Origin of the sequence: Neptuniibacter halophilus, from assembly GCF_030295765.1 — a bacterium.
GTDB lineage: Bacteria > Pseudomonadota > Gammaproteobacteria > Pseudomonadales > Balneatricaceae > Neptuniibacter > Neptuniibacter halophilus.
In genome coordinates this window covers 3,336,166-3,352,480 of sequence record NZ_AP027292.1, presented here as the reverse complement: position 1 = coordinate 3,352,480, position 16,315 = coordinate 3,336,166, and the positions used below count along the sequence as shown (strand labels likewise).

The 16,315-nt window shown below is 53.6% G+C and carries 18 protein-coding genes; 8 read left to right on the top strand and 10 right to left on the bottom strand.

Annotation, left to right across the window (positions count from 1 at the left end):
• Positions 1–204: 204 nt before the first annotated feature.
• The 6 genes from QUD59_RS15690 to QUD59_RS15665 all read left to right on the top strand — a co-directional run bounded on the left by QUD59_RS15690 (position 205) and on the right by QUD59_RS15665 (position 5,929).
• Entirely contained in the window at positions 205–1,455 is a 1,251-nt protein-coding gene (locus tag QUD59_RS15690) for a sensor histidine kinase (protein ID WP_286238129.1), read from the top strand.
• The gene (locus tag QUD59_RS15685; protein ID WP_286238128.1) at positions 1,448–2,119 is read left to right on the top strand and encodes a response regulator; all 672 of its coding nucleotides are present in this window, start codon (positions 1,448–1,450) and stop codon (positions 2,117–2,119) included. The genes QUD59_RS15690 and QUD59_RS15685 overlap by 8 nt, the downstream gene beginning before the upstream one ends.
• 11 nt (positions 2,120–2,130) lie before the next feature.
• Positions 2,131–2,904 carry a PAS domain-containing protein gene (locus QUD59_RS15680; RefSeq protein WP_286238127.1) on the top strand — a complete coding sequence of 258 codons (774 nt, stop codon included), beginning with the start codon at positions 2,131–2,133 and terminating at the stop codon, positions 2,902–2,904.
• Positions 2,905–3,044: 140 nt separating this feature from the next.
• Positions 3,045–4,412, top strand: coding sequence for a trimethylamine monooxygenase (locus tag QUD59_RS15675; RefSeq protein WP_286238126.1), 1,368 nt, complete (start codon positions 3,045–3,047; stop codon positions 4,410–4,412).
• Positions 4,413–4,469: 57 nt separating this feature from the next.
• Positions 4,470–4,820 (top strand): cupin domain-containing protein, encoded by a 351-nt coding sequence (locus QUD59_RS15670; protein WP_286238124.1) that lies wholly within the window; start codon positions 4,470–4,472, stop codon positions 4,818–4,820.
• Between the two features lie 176 nt (positions 4,821–4,996).
• Positions 4,997–5,929 carry an exopolyphosphatase gene (locus QUD59_RS15665; RefSeq protein ID WP_286238123.1) on the top strand — a complete coding sequence of 311 codons (933 nt, stop codon included), beginning with the start codon at positions 4,997–4,999 and terminating at the stop codon, positions 5,927–5,929.
• A gap of 147 nt (positions 5,930–6,076) precedes the next feature.
• Here QUD59_RS15665 and QUD59_RS15660 read toward each other — a convergent pair whose 3' ends face one another.
• Positions 6,077–7,000, bottom strand: coding sequence for a 5'-nucleotidase (locus QUD59_RS15660; RefSeq protein WP_286238122.1), 924 nt, complete (start codon positions 6,998–7,000; stop codon positions 6,077–6,079).
• Between the two features lie 93 nt (positions 7,001–7,093).
• Positions 7,094–7,432: a hypothetical protein gene (locus QUD59_RS15655; RefSeq protein ID WP_286238121.1), complete on the bottom strand. Its 339-nt coding sequence runs from the start codon at positions 7,430–7,432 to the stop codon at positions 7,094–7,096.
• Between the two features lie 77 nt (positions 7,433–7,509).
• Here QUD59_RS15655 and QUD59_RS15650 point away from each other — a divergent pair, with 77 nt between their 5' ends.
• Positions 7,510–7,722: a hypothetical protein gene (locus QUD59_RS15650; RefSeq protein ID WP_206558322.1), complete on the top strand. Its 213-nt coding sequence runs from the start codon at positions 7,510–7,512 to the stop codon at positions 7,720–7,722.
• Positions 7,723–7,730: 8 nt separating this feature from the next.
• On the top strand, positions 7,731–7,865 hold the full coding sequence (locus QUD59_RS15645; protein ID WP_286238120.1) for a hypothetical protein: 135 nt from the start codon (positions 7,731–7,733) through the stop codon (positions 7,863–7,865).
• Between the two features lie 27 nt (positions 7,866–7,892).
• Here the strand turns inward: QUD59_RS15645 and QUD59_RS15640 are convergent, their stop codons facing one another.
• From QUD59_RS15640 to QUD59_RS15605, 8 genes are all read right to left on the bottom strand, one after another.
• Entirely contained in the window at positions 7,893–8,285 is a 393-nt protein-coding gene (locus QUD59_RS15640; protein WP_286238118.1) for a hypothetical protein, read from the bottom strand.
• Between the two features lie 886 nt (positions 8,286–9,171).
• On the bottom strand, positions 9,172–9,486 hold the full coding sequence (locus tag QUD59_RS15635) for a DMT family transporter (protein ID WP_286238116.1): 315 nt from the start codon (positions 9,484–9,486) through the stop codon (positions 9,172–9,174).
• A gap of 22 nt (positions 9,487–9,508) precedes the next feature.
• Positions 9,509–10,528, bottom strand: coding sequence for a heme-dependent oxidative N-demethylase family protein (locus QUD59_RS15630; protein WP_286238114.1), 1,020 nt, complete (start codon positions 10,526–10,528; stop codon positions 9,509–9,511).
• Positions 10,529–10,532: 4 nt separating this feature from the next.
• Positions 10,533–11,489 (bottom strand): PDR/VanB family oxidoreductase, encoded by a 957-nt coding sequence (locus QUD59_RS15625; RefSeq protein WP_286238113.1) that lies wholly within the window; start codon positions 11,487–11,489, stop codon positions 10,533–10,535.
• Entirely contained in the window at positions 11,489–12,019 is a 531-nt protein-coding gene (locus QUD59_RS15620) for a dimethylamine monooxygenase subunit DmmA family protein (RefSeq protein WP_286238111.1), read from the bottom strand. The genes QUD59_RS15625 and QUD59_RS15620 overlap by 1 nt, the downstream gene beginning before the upstream one ends.
• A gap of 413 nt (positions 12,020–12,432) precedes the next feature.
• Positions 12,433–13,113: a sarcosine oxidase subunit gamma gene (locus QUD59_RS15615; protein ID WP_286238110.1), complete on the bottom strand. Its 681-nt coding sequence runs from the start codon at positions 13,111–13,113 to the stop codon at positions 12,433–12,435.
• Between the two features lie 2 nt (positions 13,114–13,115).
• Positions 13,116–16,016 (bottom strand): FAD-dependent oxidoreductase, encoded by a 2,901-nt coding sequence (locus QUD59_RS15610; protein ID WP_286238108.1) that lies wholly within the window; start codon positions 16,014–16,016, stop codon positions 13,116–13,118.
• Positions 16,013–16,315, bottom strand: a complete 303-nt coding sequence (locus tag QUD59_RS15605) for a sarcosine oxidase subunit delta (protein WP_286238106.1) — start codon at positions 16,313–16,315, stop codon at positions 16,013–16,015. Before QUD59_RS15605 ends, QUD59_RS15610 begins: the two co-directional genes overlap by 4 nt.

Below are 16,315 nucleotides of genomic sequence, written 5' to 3'. Positions count from 1 at the left end.
CCCTGAATACAGAGCCCGGAACTGTTCTGAGTTAGTGCAAACACAAATCTGATGTTCCATTTATGTGCACAACTTCTGTCTGTTTTATTAGTGACTCACAGACTTTCCTGTTGCTAATAAATATTTACCATCAGTATTTTTGGGACAATCCTCCATCAGAGATACCCCATTAGGGATAAGTCGTTATCTGGCACGGAAAATGGCATGAAAACTGCTGAACAGGTTTTAACTTCTTCAAATGCAGTGAATGTTCCGTTAACAGGAGACAACCGCAAGATGGGGATTAACTTCAGGAGCTGGCCGGGCATCGCAGGCCTGTTTGGTTTAAGCCGCTCACAACCGACGGGATCTCCTGCGGCGCAGGAATCAACGCTGGATGATCTGGCATTTGAACTGGCAACGGCCAATGAGATCAGCGAAACCCTGCCCGGGGTGATTCGCCGCTGCCAGCAACAGTTACAACAGCGATTACCGGCGCAGCCCGATGCCCGCCTGCTGGTGCTGTTCAGTAATTCACTGACCGCAGAATCCTTTCTCCACCATGCCGATGAACAACCACCAGCCGCGAGGTTGATTCAGCAGTTACATCGCACCTTTACCCTGAGCAAGACCACGCCGGCCACACGTTTCAAACTTCCCCTGCAGGATTCTGAGTTGACCGTTGACCCACAGCCGCTGCTGAAAACCGGCAATCAGGAGATCTGGCTGCTCTATACCTTTCGTGGTGAAGCGCCGGGCGAGCAGCAACTGATCTGGCGAACCAGCCCCATAGAGCAGGCGCTGAAGAGAGGGATTGGCGCCTGGTATCAGCGTGAAGAAAAAGTTCAGGCGGCACTTAAAGCCGAACGCGCCATTTACGCAGCCGAACTGCACGACTCTCTGGCTCAGGTACTCGGCTATCTGCGCCTGAAAAGCGCCCGGCTCGATAAACTCTGCCAGCAGCCCGACTATGCGGAGCTGAAACCGATTACCGAAGATCTGGCCGCCTACACCCACTGCGCTTACCGTCAGGCGCGGGAGCTGATCACCTCCTCCCGCCTGACCCTGCAATCGGAAAGCCTGTCTGAAGGGGTGATCAACTCGATTCGCGAGTTTGAACAGCAATCGGGGATCGTCTTTGAACTGGACAACCGGGTACAACTGAACCTGCTGACGGCCAGACAGTCGATGCAGGTGCTTTATATCATCCGCGAGAGCCTGAGCAATATAGTCCGCCACTCCCACGCTTCTCACGCCCGGGTCAGCATGACGCTGCGTAACAACCGTTATCTGCAGATTCTGATCGAAGACAACGGACAGGGCATTAACCCTGATGCCGCCCGTAACGACAGCTTCGGCATCCAGATCATGCATGAACGGGCCGAACGGATAAATGCCGAACTGCGCATAGAACCCCGTCCCGGCGGCGGCACCCGGACCTTACTGAATTTAGATGCTGGAGAGGAAAATGAGTGACAAGCCGATCTCGATTGTAGTGGTGGATGACCACCCTCTTTTCCGCCGTGGTGTGGTTGAGCTGGTAAACGACAGTGACCAGATGCGCGTCACCGCCGAATATGACAATGGCTTCAGCCTGCTGGACAATCTGCAAACGGATGACCCGGATATCCTCCTGCTGGATCTGCAGATGCCGGATCAGACCGGTCTGGAACTATTGCAGCAGATCCGCGAATGCGACGACGACCTTAAAATCATTATTATCACCGCCTGCAATGATCAGGATAAGCTGCTCGAAGCGCTGCGCTTTGGTGCCAATGGCTACCTGCAGAAAGATACCCCACCGGATGAGATTCTCGACCACCTGCTCGCCGTTGCCGAGGGCAAGACTGCGCTCAATGCCGATGCCATTACCTCAATTGCCACCCATATACGGCAGCACCACGCCGAAGAATCGAGCCAGAAGAACGCCGTGTTTGAAGAGATGACTGAGCGCGAGCGGGAAACCCTGTTCCTGATCGCCCGGGGACTCAACAATAAACTGATCGCCCGCGAACTGGGCATCAGTGACGGCACCGTTAAGGTGTACGTAAAGAACCTGCTGCGCAAACTGAACATGCACTCCCGACTGGAGCTGGCAGCCTGGGCACACCAGAACCTGCCGCAAGACCAGTTGAACTGAGGAGACTCATTATGAACCTGCTTAAGTGGCCCGGCAGAAAAGTTCCGGCAGAGGACAGCAGCCAACTGCAAACCCTGCTGGACAGTCTCAGTGATGTGGTGATGGTAATCGACCACGCGCAGCAGATCAGCAGCGTTAATGCCAGTTGGGAAAGGATTACCGGCTACCCGCGCAACGACACACTGCAGCGTACCTTTGCCGATTTTCTCCACCCTGAAGACATTCCCCTCTGGAACCGGCTGTTTACCGCAGATACCCGAACAGTCCCCGGCCCGGGCTGGCTGCGCCTGCTGCATCATTCCGGCGAGATACGCTGGTGCGAAATGCGCTTACAACCCATCAACCCGCCTGAGCCCTACCCTCTATCAGCCACCCTTTGCGATATAACGCCTCAGGTACGTAATGAGCAGACCCGTGATGCCAGCCACCGCAGCCTGCAGAGCCTGGTCGATCGTCTCCCGGCGATGCTCTATCGCTCACGTAATAACGCCAGTTGGACTATGGAATATGTCAGCAGCGGCTGCGAACTGCTCACCGGCTACCCGGCAGAAAGCCTGCTGAATCAGTCTCAGATCAGCCTCGGTTCCATGATTCACCCGAACGATGCCGATTATGTCTGGGAAGCGGTACAGGCCGCGCTGCAATCACAACAGAGTTTTGATCTGGAATATCGCCTGACCCGAGCAGACGGGGTACAGATCCGGGTGCGTGATAAAGGCTGCGGCCTCTACTCTGAAAGCGGCATGGTGCTTGGCGTTGAAGGCATCATTCTGGAGTGTCATTAAGCCCGGGGTAACCGGATTACCCCGTTTTGCTTACCCAATCATGGGAATTTTTCTACCGGGTAAAGCCCTCTACCGTTAGGTCATAACGCTGCTATACGCAGCTTCCTGATTGATTTAGAAAAACAATTATGGAGTGACCTATGACTACACGTATCGCGATTATCGGTGCCGGCCCCAGCGGGCTTGCTCAACTGCGCGCTTTCCAGTCAGCCCAGGCTAAAGGCGCTGAAATTCCTGAACTGGTCTGCTTTGAAAAACAATCGGACTGGGGCGGCCTGTGGAACTATACCTGGCGCACCGGGCTGGATGAAAACGGCGAACCGGTTCATTGCAGCATGTACCGCTACCTCTGGTCCAACGGACCTAAAGAGTGTCTGGAGTTTGCAGATTACAGTTTCGATGAACATTTCGGTAAACCGATCGCCTCCTACCCGCCTCGCGAAGTGCTCTGGGATTACATCAAGGGCCGGGTAGAGAAAGCCGGTGTCCGCGATTACATCCGCTTCAACACCCCGGTGCGAAATGTGGAGTACGATGCCGACACTGAGATGTTCACCGTAACCGTACACGATCACAGCAACGACACCGTATACGCCGAAGAGTTTGATTACGTTATCTGCGCCTCCGGCCACTTCTCCACCCCCAACGTCCCTTACTTTGAAGGCTTCGAAGGCTTTGGCGGGCGCATTCTGCATGCCCATGATTTCCGCGATGCGCTGGAGTTTAAAGATAAAGACGTGTTGCTGGTTGGCAGCAGCTATTCGGCGGAAGATATCGGTTCCCAGTGTTATAAATACGGCGCACGCAGCCTGATCAGCTGTTATCGCAGCAGCCCGATGGGCTACAAATGGCCGGAAAACTGGGATGAAAAACCCAACCTGCTGCGGGTGGATACCGACACCGCCTACTTTGCCGATGGCACCAGCCGCAAAGTCGACGCCATCATTCTCTGCACCGGTTACTTGCACCACTTCCCGTTCCTTGACGAGAGCCTGCGCCTGAAGACCGATAACCGCCTCTGGCCGCTCGACCTCTACAAAGGGGTAGTCTGGGAGCACAACCCTAAACTGTTCTATCTGGGCATGCAGGATCAGTGGTACACCTTCAACATGTTTGATGCTCAGGCCTGGTATGTGCGCGACATCATCCTCGGCCGGATTCAATTACCCGAGACCAAAGCCGAGATGACCGCTCACAGCATGCAGTGGCGCGAACGTGAACTGGAGCTGGAAACCGCGGAAGAGATGTACACCTATCAGGGTGATTACATTCAGGAACTGATTGATGCCACCGATTACCCGAGCTTCGATATCGCCGCCGTTAACCAGACCTTCCTTGAGTGGAAACATCACAAGAAGGAAAACATTATGACCTTCCGTGATCACTCCTACCGCTCACTGATGACCGGCACCATGTCGCCACCGCACCACACGCCATGGATCGATGCGCTGGACGACTCACTGGAAGCCTACCTCTCCGATAAAAGCGAAATTTCCGCAGCCGGTTAAATGCCTCACGCTCCCGTCACCCGGCGGGAGCGTTTACTTTCAGGAGCACTGAACCTAATGACTACACTCACCACAATGACAGACTGTTCTGTTGAACCCATGACTGCCGATCTGGATGGCTGGAAAGTCATCGCCGGTAACCCCGGCATGAAAACCTGGATTGAGTACACCAGCCCCGACGAATCGATGATCACCGGTTGCTGGGAAGCCACCCCCGGCACCTACCATGCCACCTACGCCAGTTGGGAGTTTATCCATATTATTGAAGGTGAAGCGGTCATCACCCCCGATGGCGGCGAGCCCAAAACCATCAAAGCCGGCGATGCGCTGATGCTGGAAGCGGACTTTGTTGGCACCTGGGAGATTAAACAAAAAATCTTTAAGCATTTTGCCATCAAACTGAAGTAACCAGAGGCAGGGCCCGCGCGCCCTGCACCTTTTCTGTGCCCGCACGACGCCACTGAATCAGACCATCCATTGTCACCGGTCAATTGCCCTTGCCCTTGTCCTCTCTCTACTATACTTTTCTATCTATGCAGTAGCGCTGGAAGACCCTCAGAATTCAGAATTAAAGGAATAGATGTATGTCAGTAGAAAAATTCCGCCTGGTTACCCGAAGCGACTTTGATGGCCTGGTGTGTGCGGTCTTATTGAAACACCTTGATCTGATCGACGACATCAAGTTTGTCCATCCCAAGGATATGCAGGATGGCTCGATCGACATCACATCTGCCGATATCACCACCAACCTGCCCTACGTAGCCAGTGCCCATCTGGTGTTCGACCACCACCTGTCTGAAACCCTGCGTAACAGCGGCCAGCCTGACAACCATATTATCGACCCGGACGCACCCTCAGCGGCACGTGTGGTATGGCGCCACTACGGCGGCCACGATGCCTTCCCGGCCGAGTGGGATGAGATGATGGAGGCGGTCGACAAAGGCGACTCCGCCCAGTACAACCGCGAAGAAGTGCTGAACCCGAAAAACTGGGAACTGCTCAACTTCCTGATGGATGCTCGAACCGGTCTGGGCCGTTTCCGCGAGTTCCGCATCTCCAACTACAACCTGATGATGGATCTGATCGATTACTGTAAAAACCACAGCATCGAAGAGATCCTGCAACTGCCGGATGTACAGGAGCGTGTAGAACTCTACTTTGAACAGGAAGTGAAATTCAAAGACCAGATCAAACGCTGCGCCACCGTACACGGCAATCTGGTCGTCCTCGACCTGCGCAACGAAGAGGTCATCTACGCCGGCAACCGCTTCGTGATCTACGCCATGTTCCCTGAGTGCAACATCTCCATCCACGTACTCTGGGGCCTGAAACAGCAAAACACCGTATTCGCCACCGGTAAGTCGATCTTCGATCGCAGCTCCAAAACCAACGTCGGCGAACTGATGCTGCAATACGGCGGCGGCGGACACCACGCAGCCGGCACCTGCCAAGTTGAAAACGACAAAGCCGAAGCAAGCCTGCAACAACTCATCGACAAAATCACAGCCGACGGCTAAGCCGCTTTGCCCCAATGAAAAACGCCGCTCAATGCGGCGTTTTTTTGTATCTTTGTGTCTGTTGCTGGGGTGGCTAACGACGCTCAGCGGTCATTAACTCCCAAAGCAACACGCAGCGTTAGCTGCCGGTGCCTTCGCTTGCTCAGTTTATTTGTTCGCGATACCAAATGGTATGTGTACCATTGGAATATCACCTGCTTTTGATTCCAAATGGCTTCTCTGGTCATCAAAAAACATATGAGGCTTCAGCTTCGACAATATCCTATTTTTTTCCATTCCTCCTAGAAAAAACATCTCATTTGCACTTACACCCCAGTCCTCAAGGGTTGTGATAACACGCTCATGAGCTGGTGCATTTCTAGCCGTAACGATTGCGGTAGTTAGAACCCGTTTATAATCCCGATCTCTTTCTATTTCACGATCTTCAAGTTTTTGGAGGAAAGCGAGCTTTTTAAAAAGATCTGCTAATGGCCCGGGCTTGTGAGGTATTTCAGAATTTGCCACCTCATAAGCGTGAAACTCTGGAAGGTCTCCCCCCTTGAATACTGCCTCGGCTTCGTCATCAGCGATAACTCCGTCAAAGTCGAATGCAATTCTTAGTTCATCGCTTTCATCATCACTAATATTCTTGCTAGGTAAAACCAATCCACCAGGATAACCAGCGTCAATTGCATTTTGAACATCTTCCTCGTTTGCCGATAAAAATAATGATGCGTTAAATGCCGGGATATACTCAAATGGCGACTTTCCCTCCACAAATGCGGCTCGGGAAATATCAAGATCATAATGTTTTATTGACCTAAAAACCCTTTTACCCGTAGCCGCCGAGTTCCTTGACAATAACACTACTTCGACTGGTAGTTTTTCAGGAAAACGCTGATTAATTTTCAAGAACTTCTTAATAAAAGGAAAGGCAACGCCTTTTTCAAGCACCTTATCCAGATTCTCTTCTTGAAATTTCTTATAAGCATTCGGCCCTTGCTCGACAAAAACCGAATGTGACTCAGACAAATTAAATAAGGCGCTTGAGGATACCGCTACAACCAGCTTTCTTTCAATTGGGTATGGCATAGTACTCCCTTAAAATTTGAACGCCTAGCTCTGCGGCAAACTTGAAGCGCAGCGGAAAAACTGCCCGGCAACAGCGCCTTGTTAATAAGTCGCTTACTCAGAAGCTAGCTCGCTAATAAGCTTTGATATTTTTACCATACCACGCTCCATGCCTTCACTTAGTACATCACTTCTTCGGTATATAGGGACAATAATATCAAGTTTCTTAAATTCATTATGCTGCACAATGAGATCTAGATAGGATTGCAACACCTCAGGCCTTGTACTTTGTCGTGAAAGGTCTTTTTTCGCCTTTTCTTCATAACGACTAATTTCAACAGAGTCATCGTCATCATGTTTTGCATAATAAAATTCACGGCCAAGCCTTTTTTGCGACCACTTTAACTTACCTAGCACCCTTTTAATCTCTTCCTGAAGCTCCGCTGTCCCCATTTGTCTCTTATACCTCTGTTACCTTTAATTTGCTGTCCCAGCGGGGACAGTAATTTTAAATTCAATTGGAGTAAATTATGTCTAAAAACTCAATGTCAAAAGCCGCTGCTGCTCGAATTCAGTCAGCTACAGCAAAAGCAAACGGTGGAGCTGTCCCTAAAGGATCATTTGCCGCAAGAGCGCAATCCGCAGCAAGTCAATCGGGATCAACACCACCGCCTAATGGGCCAAGTAAAACCGGCAATCCGTCTGGTGGTGGTCGAGGCAACAATCCACCAAAAAGTAAATAGGAGGATTTATGCCTGATACCTCTACAATGTCTGATGATGAGTTAGATCTTTGGTCAGACATCAACAATCCGAATAATGATGCGGATATGGATGACTGGGCCGATGCCCATAATCCAAACAACGACGATTATTTGGAGGATTAACCCAAAAGTAGCTTGGGCTTGCCCAAGCTACTTACATGACTTTGCATTCTGCTCAAAGGCTTTCAAAAAACCTTCTTCATTTATCTTATAACGTATATACGAAATTTCGTTCATCGTGTCTTCTAGGGCACAAAGACACAGTTTCTTCTTAGAGCCATAACTGCTATACGATAATGGTTCCTCATATGAGCTAGAGCACGCTTCCAAAACTGCATATTCGACGGCCAACGGATAACGATTATCGGTGATTGCGTAGTCTATAAATTGACTTCCACCATAAGCTAGTATGGCGGCTATACCAGCTGCTTTAAGTGGTTTCTTAACAGTAAATTTCTCTATAACATTTTCACAGGTCTTACATTGAAATTCGACTGTTGCACCGACTTCAGCTTTGTCACCGCAAATACATGATTCTGTCATTTTGTGCTCCATGCTGATTAAGACTTATAAGATTTTAATAATCGGGCCCTGCAAGCTTCCAGTTTTTTTATCCAAGGGTGGGTAATTTTTATTTACCGAAGAACGGAAGTATCTGGATCAAATCGATCACATGGCGAGAGCACGGACGGCAAAAGAAAGGAAAAGAATTTAGGAGTGTGGTCATCATCCTGATTTATCCGCCTGAACTACCTGCACTTTGCAGGGTGATCGAAATCACAGACTTTTATTCGGGTACTCCAGTTACCCACCGCCTTGAACTATATCGCCCTCGCGGATTGATTGCTACAGCGTATAAGCTGACGGTGAGCATTGAAATGGCTGCATTTACTGGCCCCGGATCGTGGAAGGATTACCGAATCAACTGGCACTGAGGTGAAAGTGGCACCCCATTCCCCTTCTGTGCAGCCGAGCATTTCAGATTTCAAATGAAAAAGCGCGAGCACTGTTTGAGGTCGCTTGCGACCGAGTTTACCGACACTGTGTGTCGGCCCTCCGGGCCAGCTGAAGCTGTTCAAGCAAAGCTTGTCACAGCGCCATTTGAAAACTGAAACGCGCAGGGAAGTTGGCGCAGCCAACCAAACAGCAGGGGCGGTTTTGGGCGGTTTTGGGTTGTCAGGGTATTTGGACGCCCAAATACCCTGACTCGCCAGCAAGGCGAAAGCGGAATCGAAAAATAAGACCTCACTCTGCGGCATAACCTCGATTAAACGCTAATCACCCCAGAAAAGGTATTTAAGTCTGTCTACAAAAAGCACTGCTCCAGCTCAGGCAAGTCTGCTATTGGCACATTGTCGTTCGACAAAGACTGAGCACGTCCATAACGAATCACTAAGAACCTCTCCATCAATAGAATAGCTATTACCCTCTAAGCAAAATACTTAAGCCCCGCCACACCGGCAATAATCAGAAAGATACAGCTGATCCGCAGCAGTGCTGCGGATTCACCGAGAAACAGGATGCCGTAACTGGCCAGCATGGCCGCGCCGATGCCGGTCCAGATCGCGTAAGCGGTGCCGACCGGGATGGTACGCATCGCCAGCGAGAGGAGGCCCAGACTGACGACAATCAACACCCCGCTGATCAGCGACGGCCAGAGCCGGGTAAAACCGTCGCTGTATTTCAGGCCTATGGCCCAGAAACACTCCAGAACCCCGGCGATGCAGAGATAGATCCAACCCATGGTTTCACCTCACTACGCGGTTTCAGTTAGCCGGATCGAACTGGGCCAGATAATCCACCACCGTGCTGTGATAGCGGGTTAAGCCTTTATAGTCGATCAAGGGTGCGGGCAGGGTTTTCATCACCCGGTGCATCCGTTTCGCCCACTCCGGGTTGGTTACTATATCTTCCAGACTCATCAGGTAGGTACGGATACTGAACATCAGCGCATTACTGCGTGGCATCCGGTCCAGCACCTGTAATTCAACCCGCAGGTACACCTTGCTGCCAACATTCTCCGGGGTTACGGATGTCCGCTCATGGCCCCATTCGTGGTAGGTCTCGGGGGAGGTGTCCATCCGGGCATTCACCGTCAGCGTCCAGTTGAGACGGCGTACCGGTTTGCCCACCGGAATGGCGGTCAGGTACTTCAGTGCCCGCTCGAAGATCCCTTCGCTGTGAGCCATCGGTACCGGGCCGTGCCACTCGGTGAAGCTCATGCCGGCATCGAACGCCAGCGACCAGTCTGCCGGACAGGTGATAATGCCGGCATCCAGAAACAGGTCACCATCCCGCTGATCGAGCAGGGCAAAATCCCCCTGCAACTGACGGCCCATGTATTCCAGTGGCGGCATCGGCAGTGAGCTGCTGTCGGCAAAGGTAAACTGATCATCAATATCCAGCAGGTGGTTCTGCCAGCGCCATTGGTCGCCCTCCCGGGTCAGGCTGAAATGCTCCGGGTAGTCTTCTGCCAACGAGACCATACACCGCTCGATCATATCCCAGCAGGCCAGATCCATATGCTCCATGGCCAGACAGCGGTGCGGCATATCTTTCAGCACCAGCGCCCGCTCTTCCATCTCCGAGAGGTAGTGTTCATCAATATCGAGGAACTTCTCATAGGCCGAGCCTTCGCCGCCTTTGGGCAGGTGCGGCTCCATGTTCACCGAGTATCGGTAGTCATCTTCCGGAAAGGGAAACGGGAAGCGCTTTATCGCATCGGGACTGTTGCTGTAGGTAAAATCGTTTCGGAATGTCTGAATCTCTTTAGGTGCTACTCGCATGGCTCTACTCCTGAATATCAACAATCAGTCGTTCGGATTTCGCCCGTGATACACAAGGCATAACGACCCGTCCTGAGGCTTTTTCTTCTGCCGACAGGAAATTATCCCGGTGATCGACTTCACCGCTCTCTACACTGCAGACACACTGGCCACATACACCGCCGCGACAGAGGTTTGGCACGTTGATCTGCGCCGCTTCCAGCGCTTCCAGCATGCTTTCCTCTTCGCCGACCCGGATCACCTGACCGCTGTGCCGGATCTCAATCTCAAACGGTTTGCCCGGCTGCGGTGCAGCGAACTCCTCGTAATGGATCGCGCTGGCCGGGATGCCGAATTCTGCTGCCAGACCGGTCATCCCCTCGATCAGAGACAGCGGCCCGCAGATATAAAAATGGGTGCCTAACGGGCGCTGCTGAAACAGCTCGGTCAGTTCACAGCGCTCAGCGGCATCGGAGTCATAGGCGAAGTAACGCGCGCCTAATTCAGCCGCCAGCTCCTTGCGGTAAGCACCGGTCTGACTGCCCCGATAGAGATAGTGCAGTTCGAAGTCCGCATCGCGGCGCATCAGCTCCGGCAGGTACGAGAGGAATGGCGTGATCCCCACACCACCGGCGATCAGAATATGTTTCTTCGCTTCCCACTGTGGCGCGAACATATTCGCCGGCGGGGTAATGTTCAGCCGATCACCCACCGCAACCGATTGATGCATAAACCGCGAACCGCCCCGCGAATCCTCTTGCAGGCGCACCGCAATGCGGTATTCCGAGGTATCCCAGGGATCGCTCATCAGGGAGTAGGCATTGCGATGTATTTTCTGCGCACCTGGCATCTCCACCACCACATGGGAGCCCGAAGAAAAAGGCGGTAACTCACCTGAGAGCGGACGCAGGGTAAACTCGCGGATGGTCGGTGCTACCTGCTCCACTGCGCTGACCCGAACACTGATCTGTTCAATATTCATTAGCTCAACTCCATCTGTTCAGGAAGATCCTGAGGATCTTCAGCGTTCGCCTGATAGGCAAAGTAAGCCCCGTGTTTTCGCGCAAAATGATCAGTCACCGCAAGATGCCGCTGACACCCAACGCATACTGCCGGGCTGCGCGTAACGCCTCCGGTAATGCTGTAGCAGTGGCAGCAGAAAATCTGTCGTGCTGATACCACTGGCTGGCTCAGACGAATCTGTTCCGCCAGCATGCCGGCACTGCGCAGGTACTCAAACACGCCCCAGAGATAGGCTTCATCACCCGCCACATAGACCATACTGGAGAGTGGCAGCTCGCTGATCTGCCCATTCAGTCGGGTTTCGACCTCGGCCTGATCGGCCAGCGTCAGCAGCGAGCGCTGCTCCTCCCGGCAGCTCTCAAAAGCCAGCGCCAGCTCCTCCGTCATCTGCGCCTGTACGATAAACAGATGCCGGGCAGCACGGCTGTTTTTAACCACGGGCTGGTAAACCGGGCGGCTCATCACCGCAGATATATCTTCAGGTTGCATAGCACCCCTCCTAAGCGTTCAGATCACTTTGCCTGATCAAAAAATTCCTATAGAGAAATACTATTTCCTGAGGTTTTATTAACAATCCTCTGGAAGGGGTACCCTGTTTTGGGTAATGCATTGAAACAGGCAACCTGAGCGATGGTATCGCCTGATGTGCGTTCAGGAATGGAGTAATTCATCCTGCGCCTGTCTGTTGTAGGAGCGGTGTCTCACCGCGAATTATTGAGCACAGCCAATCGCGGTGGGGATACCGACCCTGCGAACTCCTTATGAACCAACCGGACAATCGCGGTGAGGACACCGCTCCTACGAAACCCGTAAGAACATAACGCGTAAAAAAGCCAGCTACCTTCGGGTAGCTGGCTTGATTAGGCCCGGGTAGAACCCGGACGGGTACAGATTCAGACGGTTCAGGAGGTGAAAGCGGCAAGCCCGGACGGTTGCCCGGCATACTCCTGCATCGCATCCTGCAGTGCCTTCCACAGATACTCGGCGCTGCTGCTGTCACTCAGCAGATAGAACACCGGAATACCTTCCAGCTCATGGTGGATGATAATGGCACTGACTCTGGCCACCGAGCTCTGCACTACGGCTCCCGGCGGGAACTGATCCGGTCGCAGATCGACACCACAGAGTTTGGCCATCAGGTCCGGCAGATGCCGTCCTGTCAGGGCAAACCAGGCATGGGAATCCTGACAATAAAGCGGATAACACCCGGATTCGTTCATCACCCGGATATCCAGCATCCCCTGTGCCGGCTTATCGGCCAGCGGGTCTGCCAGCACCCAGCATTCGGTTTTACCCAACCGGGCCACCAGACTGCGCGGCTCACTCACCACCGCCTGATTGATCGCGGCAGGAAACGGCAGCCCCTCGCTCGTCAGGATTTTTTCCGCCTGCGGGCCACGAACACCGAACCGACTCAGCTCAGACAGATCGAGCAGCGCACACGCCTGCAGTTGCTGCAGACTGTCCTGTGCTGAATACTGCGTAATTACGGCCGCATCTTCGTGCACTTCATACGCTGTGGCCGGGTGCAGGTGATAGGTCTGGCTGCGCCGGGCATAGGACTCAGGTCTATTTGGGTTCATCTTCACAACTCCTGTCTGAGGTTATCCGGATCATAGAATGGCAGGCTGACCACATCGGCCTGTACCATTTCACCGCCATCTACCCGAATCGAAATCTGCTTGCCGGGCTCGGCATCATCGGCCGCAGCGTAGGCCATTCCGATAATGCAGCCCGCCGCCGGCGAATACTCACATGAGGTGACGTTGCCACTGACATCATCACCTTTGATCACCAGATGCCCCTCCTCCGGTTTGCGGCTTTCGGCCGGCAGAGTAAAGCCCACCAGCTTGCGGCTCAGAGGTTGTGCCATCATGATATCCACCGAGCGGCAGCCGACGAAAAACGGCTTCTTGCGGTTGATCGCCCAGCCCAGATCCAGCTCGCCGGGATGACTCATGCCATCGGTATCCTGACTGACGATAATATGCCCCTTTTCCAGCCGCAGCAGACGCTGGGTTTCAACCCCAAACGGCCGGATATCAAACTCTGCGCCCGCCTCCATCAGCAGATCCCAGAGGGCTTCGCCATAGGAGGATGGCACATGCAGCTCATAACCCAGCTCGCCAACAAAACCGACCCGCAGCAGGCGCACCGGTATGCCGTGCAACTGCCCTTCGCGATAAGCAAGATAAGGGAACCCTTCCGAGCTGAGATCCAGATCATTGATCAGTTTCTCTAATACCTTACGCGCGTCCGGTCCGGCGAGATTGACCGCCGCAAACGCCGAAGTCACGTTGTAGATATCAACATCAAGACGCCACTGGGCATTCCACTGAGTCATATCGCGGTAAACCCGGTCAACGCCACTGGTGGTCGCGGTGACATAAAAATGATCATCGCTGATCCGGCAGGCCACCCCGTCGTCAATCACCACCCCGTGATCATTGGTCAGCACGGCGTAACGAGTTTTACCCACCGGCTGTTTCAGAAACGCAAAGGTGTAGATACGGTTCATAAACTCGGCCGCATCCGGGCCACGAATCTCGATGCCGCCCAGGGTACTGACGTCTATCAGACCGACCTTGTTGCGCACATGGCTGGCTTCGGCATGAATACACTGATCCCGCTGATCGGCCGGGCCGTAAAACGCCGGGCGCTGCCAGTTACCGGCAGGTATCATTTTTGCACCCAGCGCCAGGTGACGACGATGCATCGCGGTGCGTCGGTACGGATCAAAGATACGACCGGCCACATGGGCGAGTTTTTCCGGCGCAAAGGGTGGTCGTGCTGTGGTTACACCGGTTTCGGTCACGCTGCGATCGGTTGCATTCGCCACCAGACGCGCGGTTGGCAGCGCCGAGTGACGCCCCTGAGAAGGCCCCATACCGACCGTAGAAAAACGCTTCACCAACTGCACATCGCGGTAACCCAGACGGGTGGCGTTAACGATATCTTTGGCCTGCAGATCCTCATCGTAGTCGACAAAATCTTTGCCTTTCGGGTGGCTGAAGATCGGCCAGTGATAGTTCACCTGACGCTGACAGCTCACCTTGCCGGGTTCATCGACCGGATGCCCCAGATTTTTCAGTGCGCGCAGTGCGGCACGCTGACCATCGGCCAGCACCGCTTCAAGCTCATAAACCCCGTTAACCGAACCGGCGATGTGCAGGTGCTCAGGCAAACCGCTTAGGCTGAAGGCTGCTGCCTCATCGCTGTAACTGAGTTGTGCCCCCGCCTGACAAAGTAACTGGTAAGCCGGCATAAAACCTGAACTCATGCAGAGCAGATCACAGTCGATCTGCTGGGCGTGTTCCGCCACCTTGCCCTGCCCGGCAATTCGACGAACTTCCACACCGCGCAGCTTGCGGTTACCCCGGGTCGGCAGCGCTTCATAAACGGTGCTGCCTTCGATAATCCGTACTCCATGATCGCGCAGGGCCGCTGCCAGCTCCGGTGCAGCGCCATCGCTGCGCATATCCACCAGTGCTTCCAGCTTCACTCCCTGTTCCAGCAGATCCAGTGCCGTCAGGTAACCCTCATCGTTACCGGTCAGGACCACCGCCCGGTTCCCCGGTTTGACCGCGTACCACTTCATCAGACGCTGCGCCGCACTGCAGAGCATAATGCCCGGCAGGTCGTTATTGCGGAACACCACATGCTGTTCGAAGGCGCCCGATGCCACAATGCACTCGGCAGCACGAACTTTGTACATCCGTTTGCCCTTAATCACCGGCAGGTAGTTATCACTGAACCAGGCGTTACACACCGCCTCCGTCATCAGCTCAATTCTGGGTTCTGCCTCAACACGGGCCAGCAAATCCTCACGCAGTTCGCTGGCCTGTCGGCCGCTACGGTCAAAGCGATGATAGCTCAGCGCCCCACCGGCAATCGGCTGCTCCTCAACAATCAGCACACTGGCTCCGGCTTCGGCAGCGGTCAGTGCCGCACTCAGCCCGGCAGGGCCACTGCCGACCACCACCAGATCATAAAAACGGTACTGCTTGTCGTAGTATTCCGGTGTGAATTCCAGATCCAGTTTACCGAGCCCCGCTTTCTCGCGGATAAAGCCTTCCCACTTATCCCACACCCCCATCGGTTTAAAGAAGGAGCGGTAGTAGAAACCGACCGGCATAAAGCGGCCAAAGTAGCCCAGATAGGCATCGCGATCGTTTTCCAGTGAGCCGTTGTAGTTCTGGCCCTCAACCTGAATCCCTTCACGGATGTTCTCCCGGTCGGCCAGCACATTCGGCTCGCCACCCAGCTGTACCAGCGTGTTGGCATCCTGACCCGCCATAGTCAGCGGCCCGCGGGGACGGTGATATTTAAAAGAACGGGAGAGCAACCACTGCTCATTGGCCAGCAGTGCACTGGCGATGGAATCGCCCTCATAACCGCTGAAGCGCTGGCCCTCAAAACTGAAGCTGACCGGTTTATCGCGATCGATCAGCAGCCCCATCGGGGCGTTTAACCTTGACTGTTTCATGCCACAGACTCCTCGACTGGCGAACTGAACTCAACCCGTTGGCTGAAAATCTCTGCTGGGTCATAGGTACGGATAATCTCGTCGGTCGCGGTATGCCGCTCGGCAATAAACCAGTAACCGGAGGGTGCATGCAGCCACCATTCGCGCATCACCGTAACGGCGTTATCGTGATAAAACACATACTCCGCCCACTCTTTATCGCTGCAGCGATTCGGATCAGGCATTTCACGCACCTCACCCCCGTGGACAAATTCACTGATATTGCGGGGTCCGTTCATCGGACAGTTCATAATTTTCAT

What these genes read in the sequence shown, in the direction of transcription:
- QUD59_RS15690 (WP_286238129.1), top strand. Translation starts at nt 205, where the DNA reads ATGAAAACTGCTGAACAGGTTTTAACTTCTTCAAATGCAGTGAATGTT.
- QUD59_RS15685 (WP_286238128.1), top strand. Translation starts at nt 1,448, where the DNA reads ATGAGTGACAAGCCGATCTCGATTGTAGTGGTGGATGACCACCCTCTT.
- QUD59_RS15680 (WP_286238127.1), top strand. Translation starts at nt 2,131, where the DNA reads ATGAACCTGCTTAAGTGGCCCGGCAGAAAAGTTCCGGCAGAGGACAGC.
- QUD59_RS15675 (WP_286238126.1), top strand. Translation starts at nt 3,045, where the DNA reads ATGACTACACGTATCGCGATTATCGGTGCCGGCCCCAGCGGGCTTGCT.
- QUD59_RS15670 (WP_286238124.1), top strand. Translation starts at nt 4,470, where the DNA reads ATGACTACACTCACCACAATGACAGACTGTTCTGTTGAACCCATGACT.
- QUD59_RS15665 (WP_286238123.1), top strand. Translation starts at nt 4,997, where the DNA reads ATGTCAGTAGAAAAATTCCGCCTGGTTACCCGAAGCGACTTTGATGGC.
- QUD59_RS15660 (WP_286238122.1), bottom strand. Translation starts at nt 7,000, where the DNA reads ATGCCATACCCAATTGAAAGAAAGCTGGTTGTAGCGGTATCCTCAAGC.
- QUD59_RS15655 (WP_286238121.1), bottom strand. Translation starts at nt 7,432, where the DNA reads ATGGGGACAGCGGAGCTTCAGGAAGAGATTAAAAGGGTGCTAGGTAAG.
- QUD59_RS15650 (WP_206558322.1), top strand. Translation starts at nt 7,510, where the DNA reads ATGTCTAAAAACTCAATGTCAAAAGCCGCTGCTGCTCGAATTCAGTCA.
- QUD59_RS15645 (WP_286238120.1), top strand. Translation starts at nt 7,731, where the DNA reads ATGCCTGATACCTCTACAATGTCTGATGATGAGTTAGATCTTTGGTCA.
- QUD59_RS15640 (WP_286238118.1), bottom strand. Translation starts at nt 8,285, where the DNA reads ATGACAGAATCATGTATTTGCGGTGACAAAGCTGAAGTCGGTGCAACA.
- QUD59_RS15635 (WP_286238116.1), bottom strand. Translation starts at nt 9,486, where the DNA reads ATGGGTTGGATCTATCTCTGCATCGCCGGGGTTCTGGAGTGTTTCTGG.
- QUD59_RS15630 (WP_286238114.1), bottom strand. Translation starts at nt 10,528, where the DNA reads ATGCGAGTAGCACCTAAAGAGATTCAGACATTCCGAAACGATTTTACC.
- QUD59_RS15625 (WP_286238113.1), bottom strand. Translation starts at nt 11,489, where the DNA reads ATGAATATTGAACAGATCAGTGTTCGGGTCAGCGCAGTGGAGCAGGTA.
- QUD59_RS15620 (WP_286238111.1), bottom strand. Translation starts at nt 12,019, where the DNA reads ATGCAACCTGAAGATATATCTGCGGTGATGAGCCGCCCGGTTTACCAG.
- QUD59_RS15615 (WP_286238110.1), bottom strand. Translation starts at nt 13,113, where the DNA reads ATGAACCCAAATAGACCTGAGTCCTATGCCCGGCGCAGCCAGACCTAT.
- QUD59_RS15610 (WP_286238108.1), bottom strand. Translation starts at nt 16,016, where the DNA reads ATGAAACAGTCAAGGTTAAACGCCCCGATGGGGCTGCTGATCGATCGC.
- QUD59_RS15605 (WP_286238106.1), bottom strand. Translation starts at nt 16,315, where the DNA reads ATGAAAATTATGAACTGTCCGATGAACGGACCCCGCAATATCAGTGAA.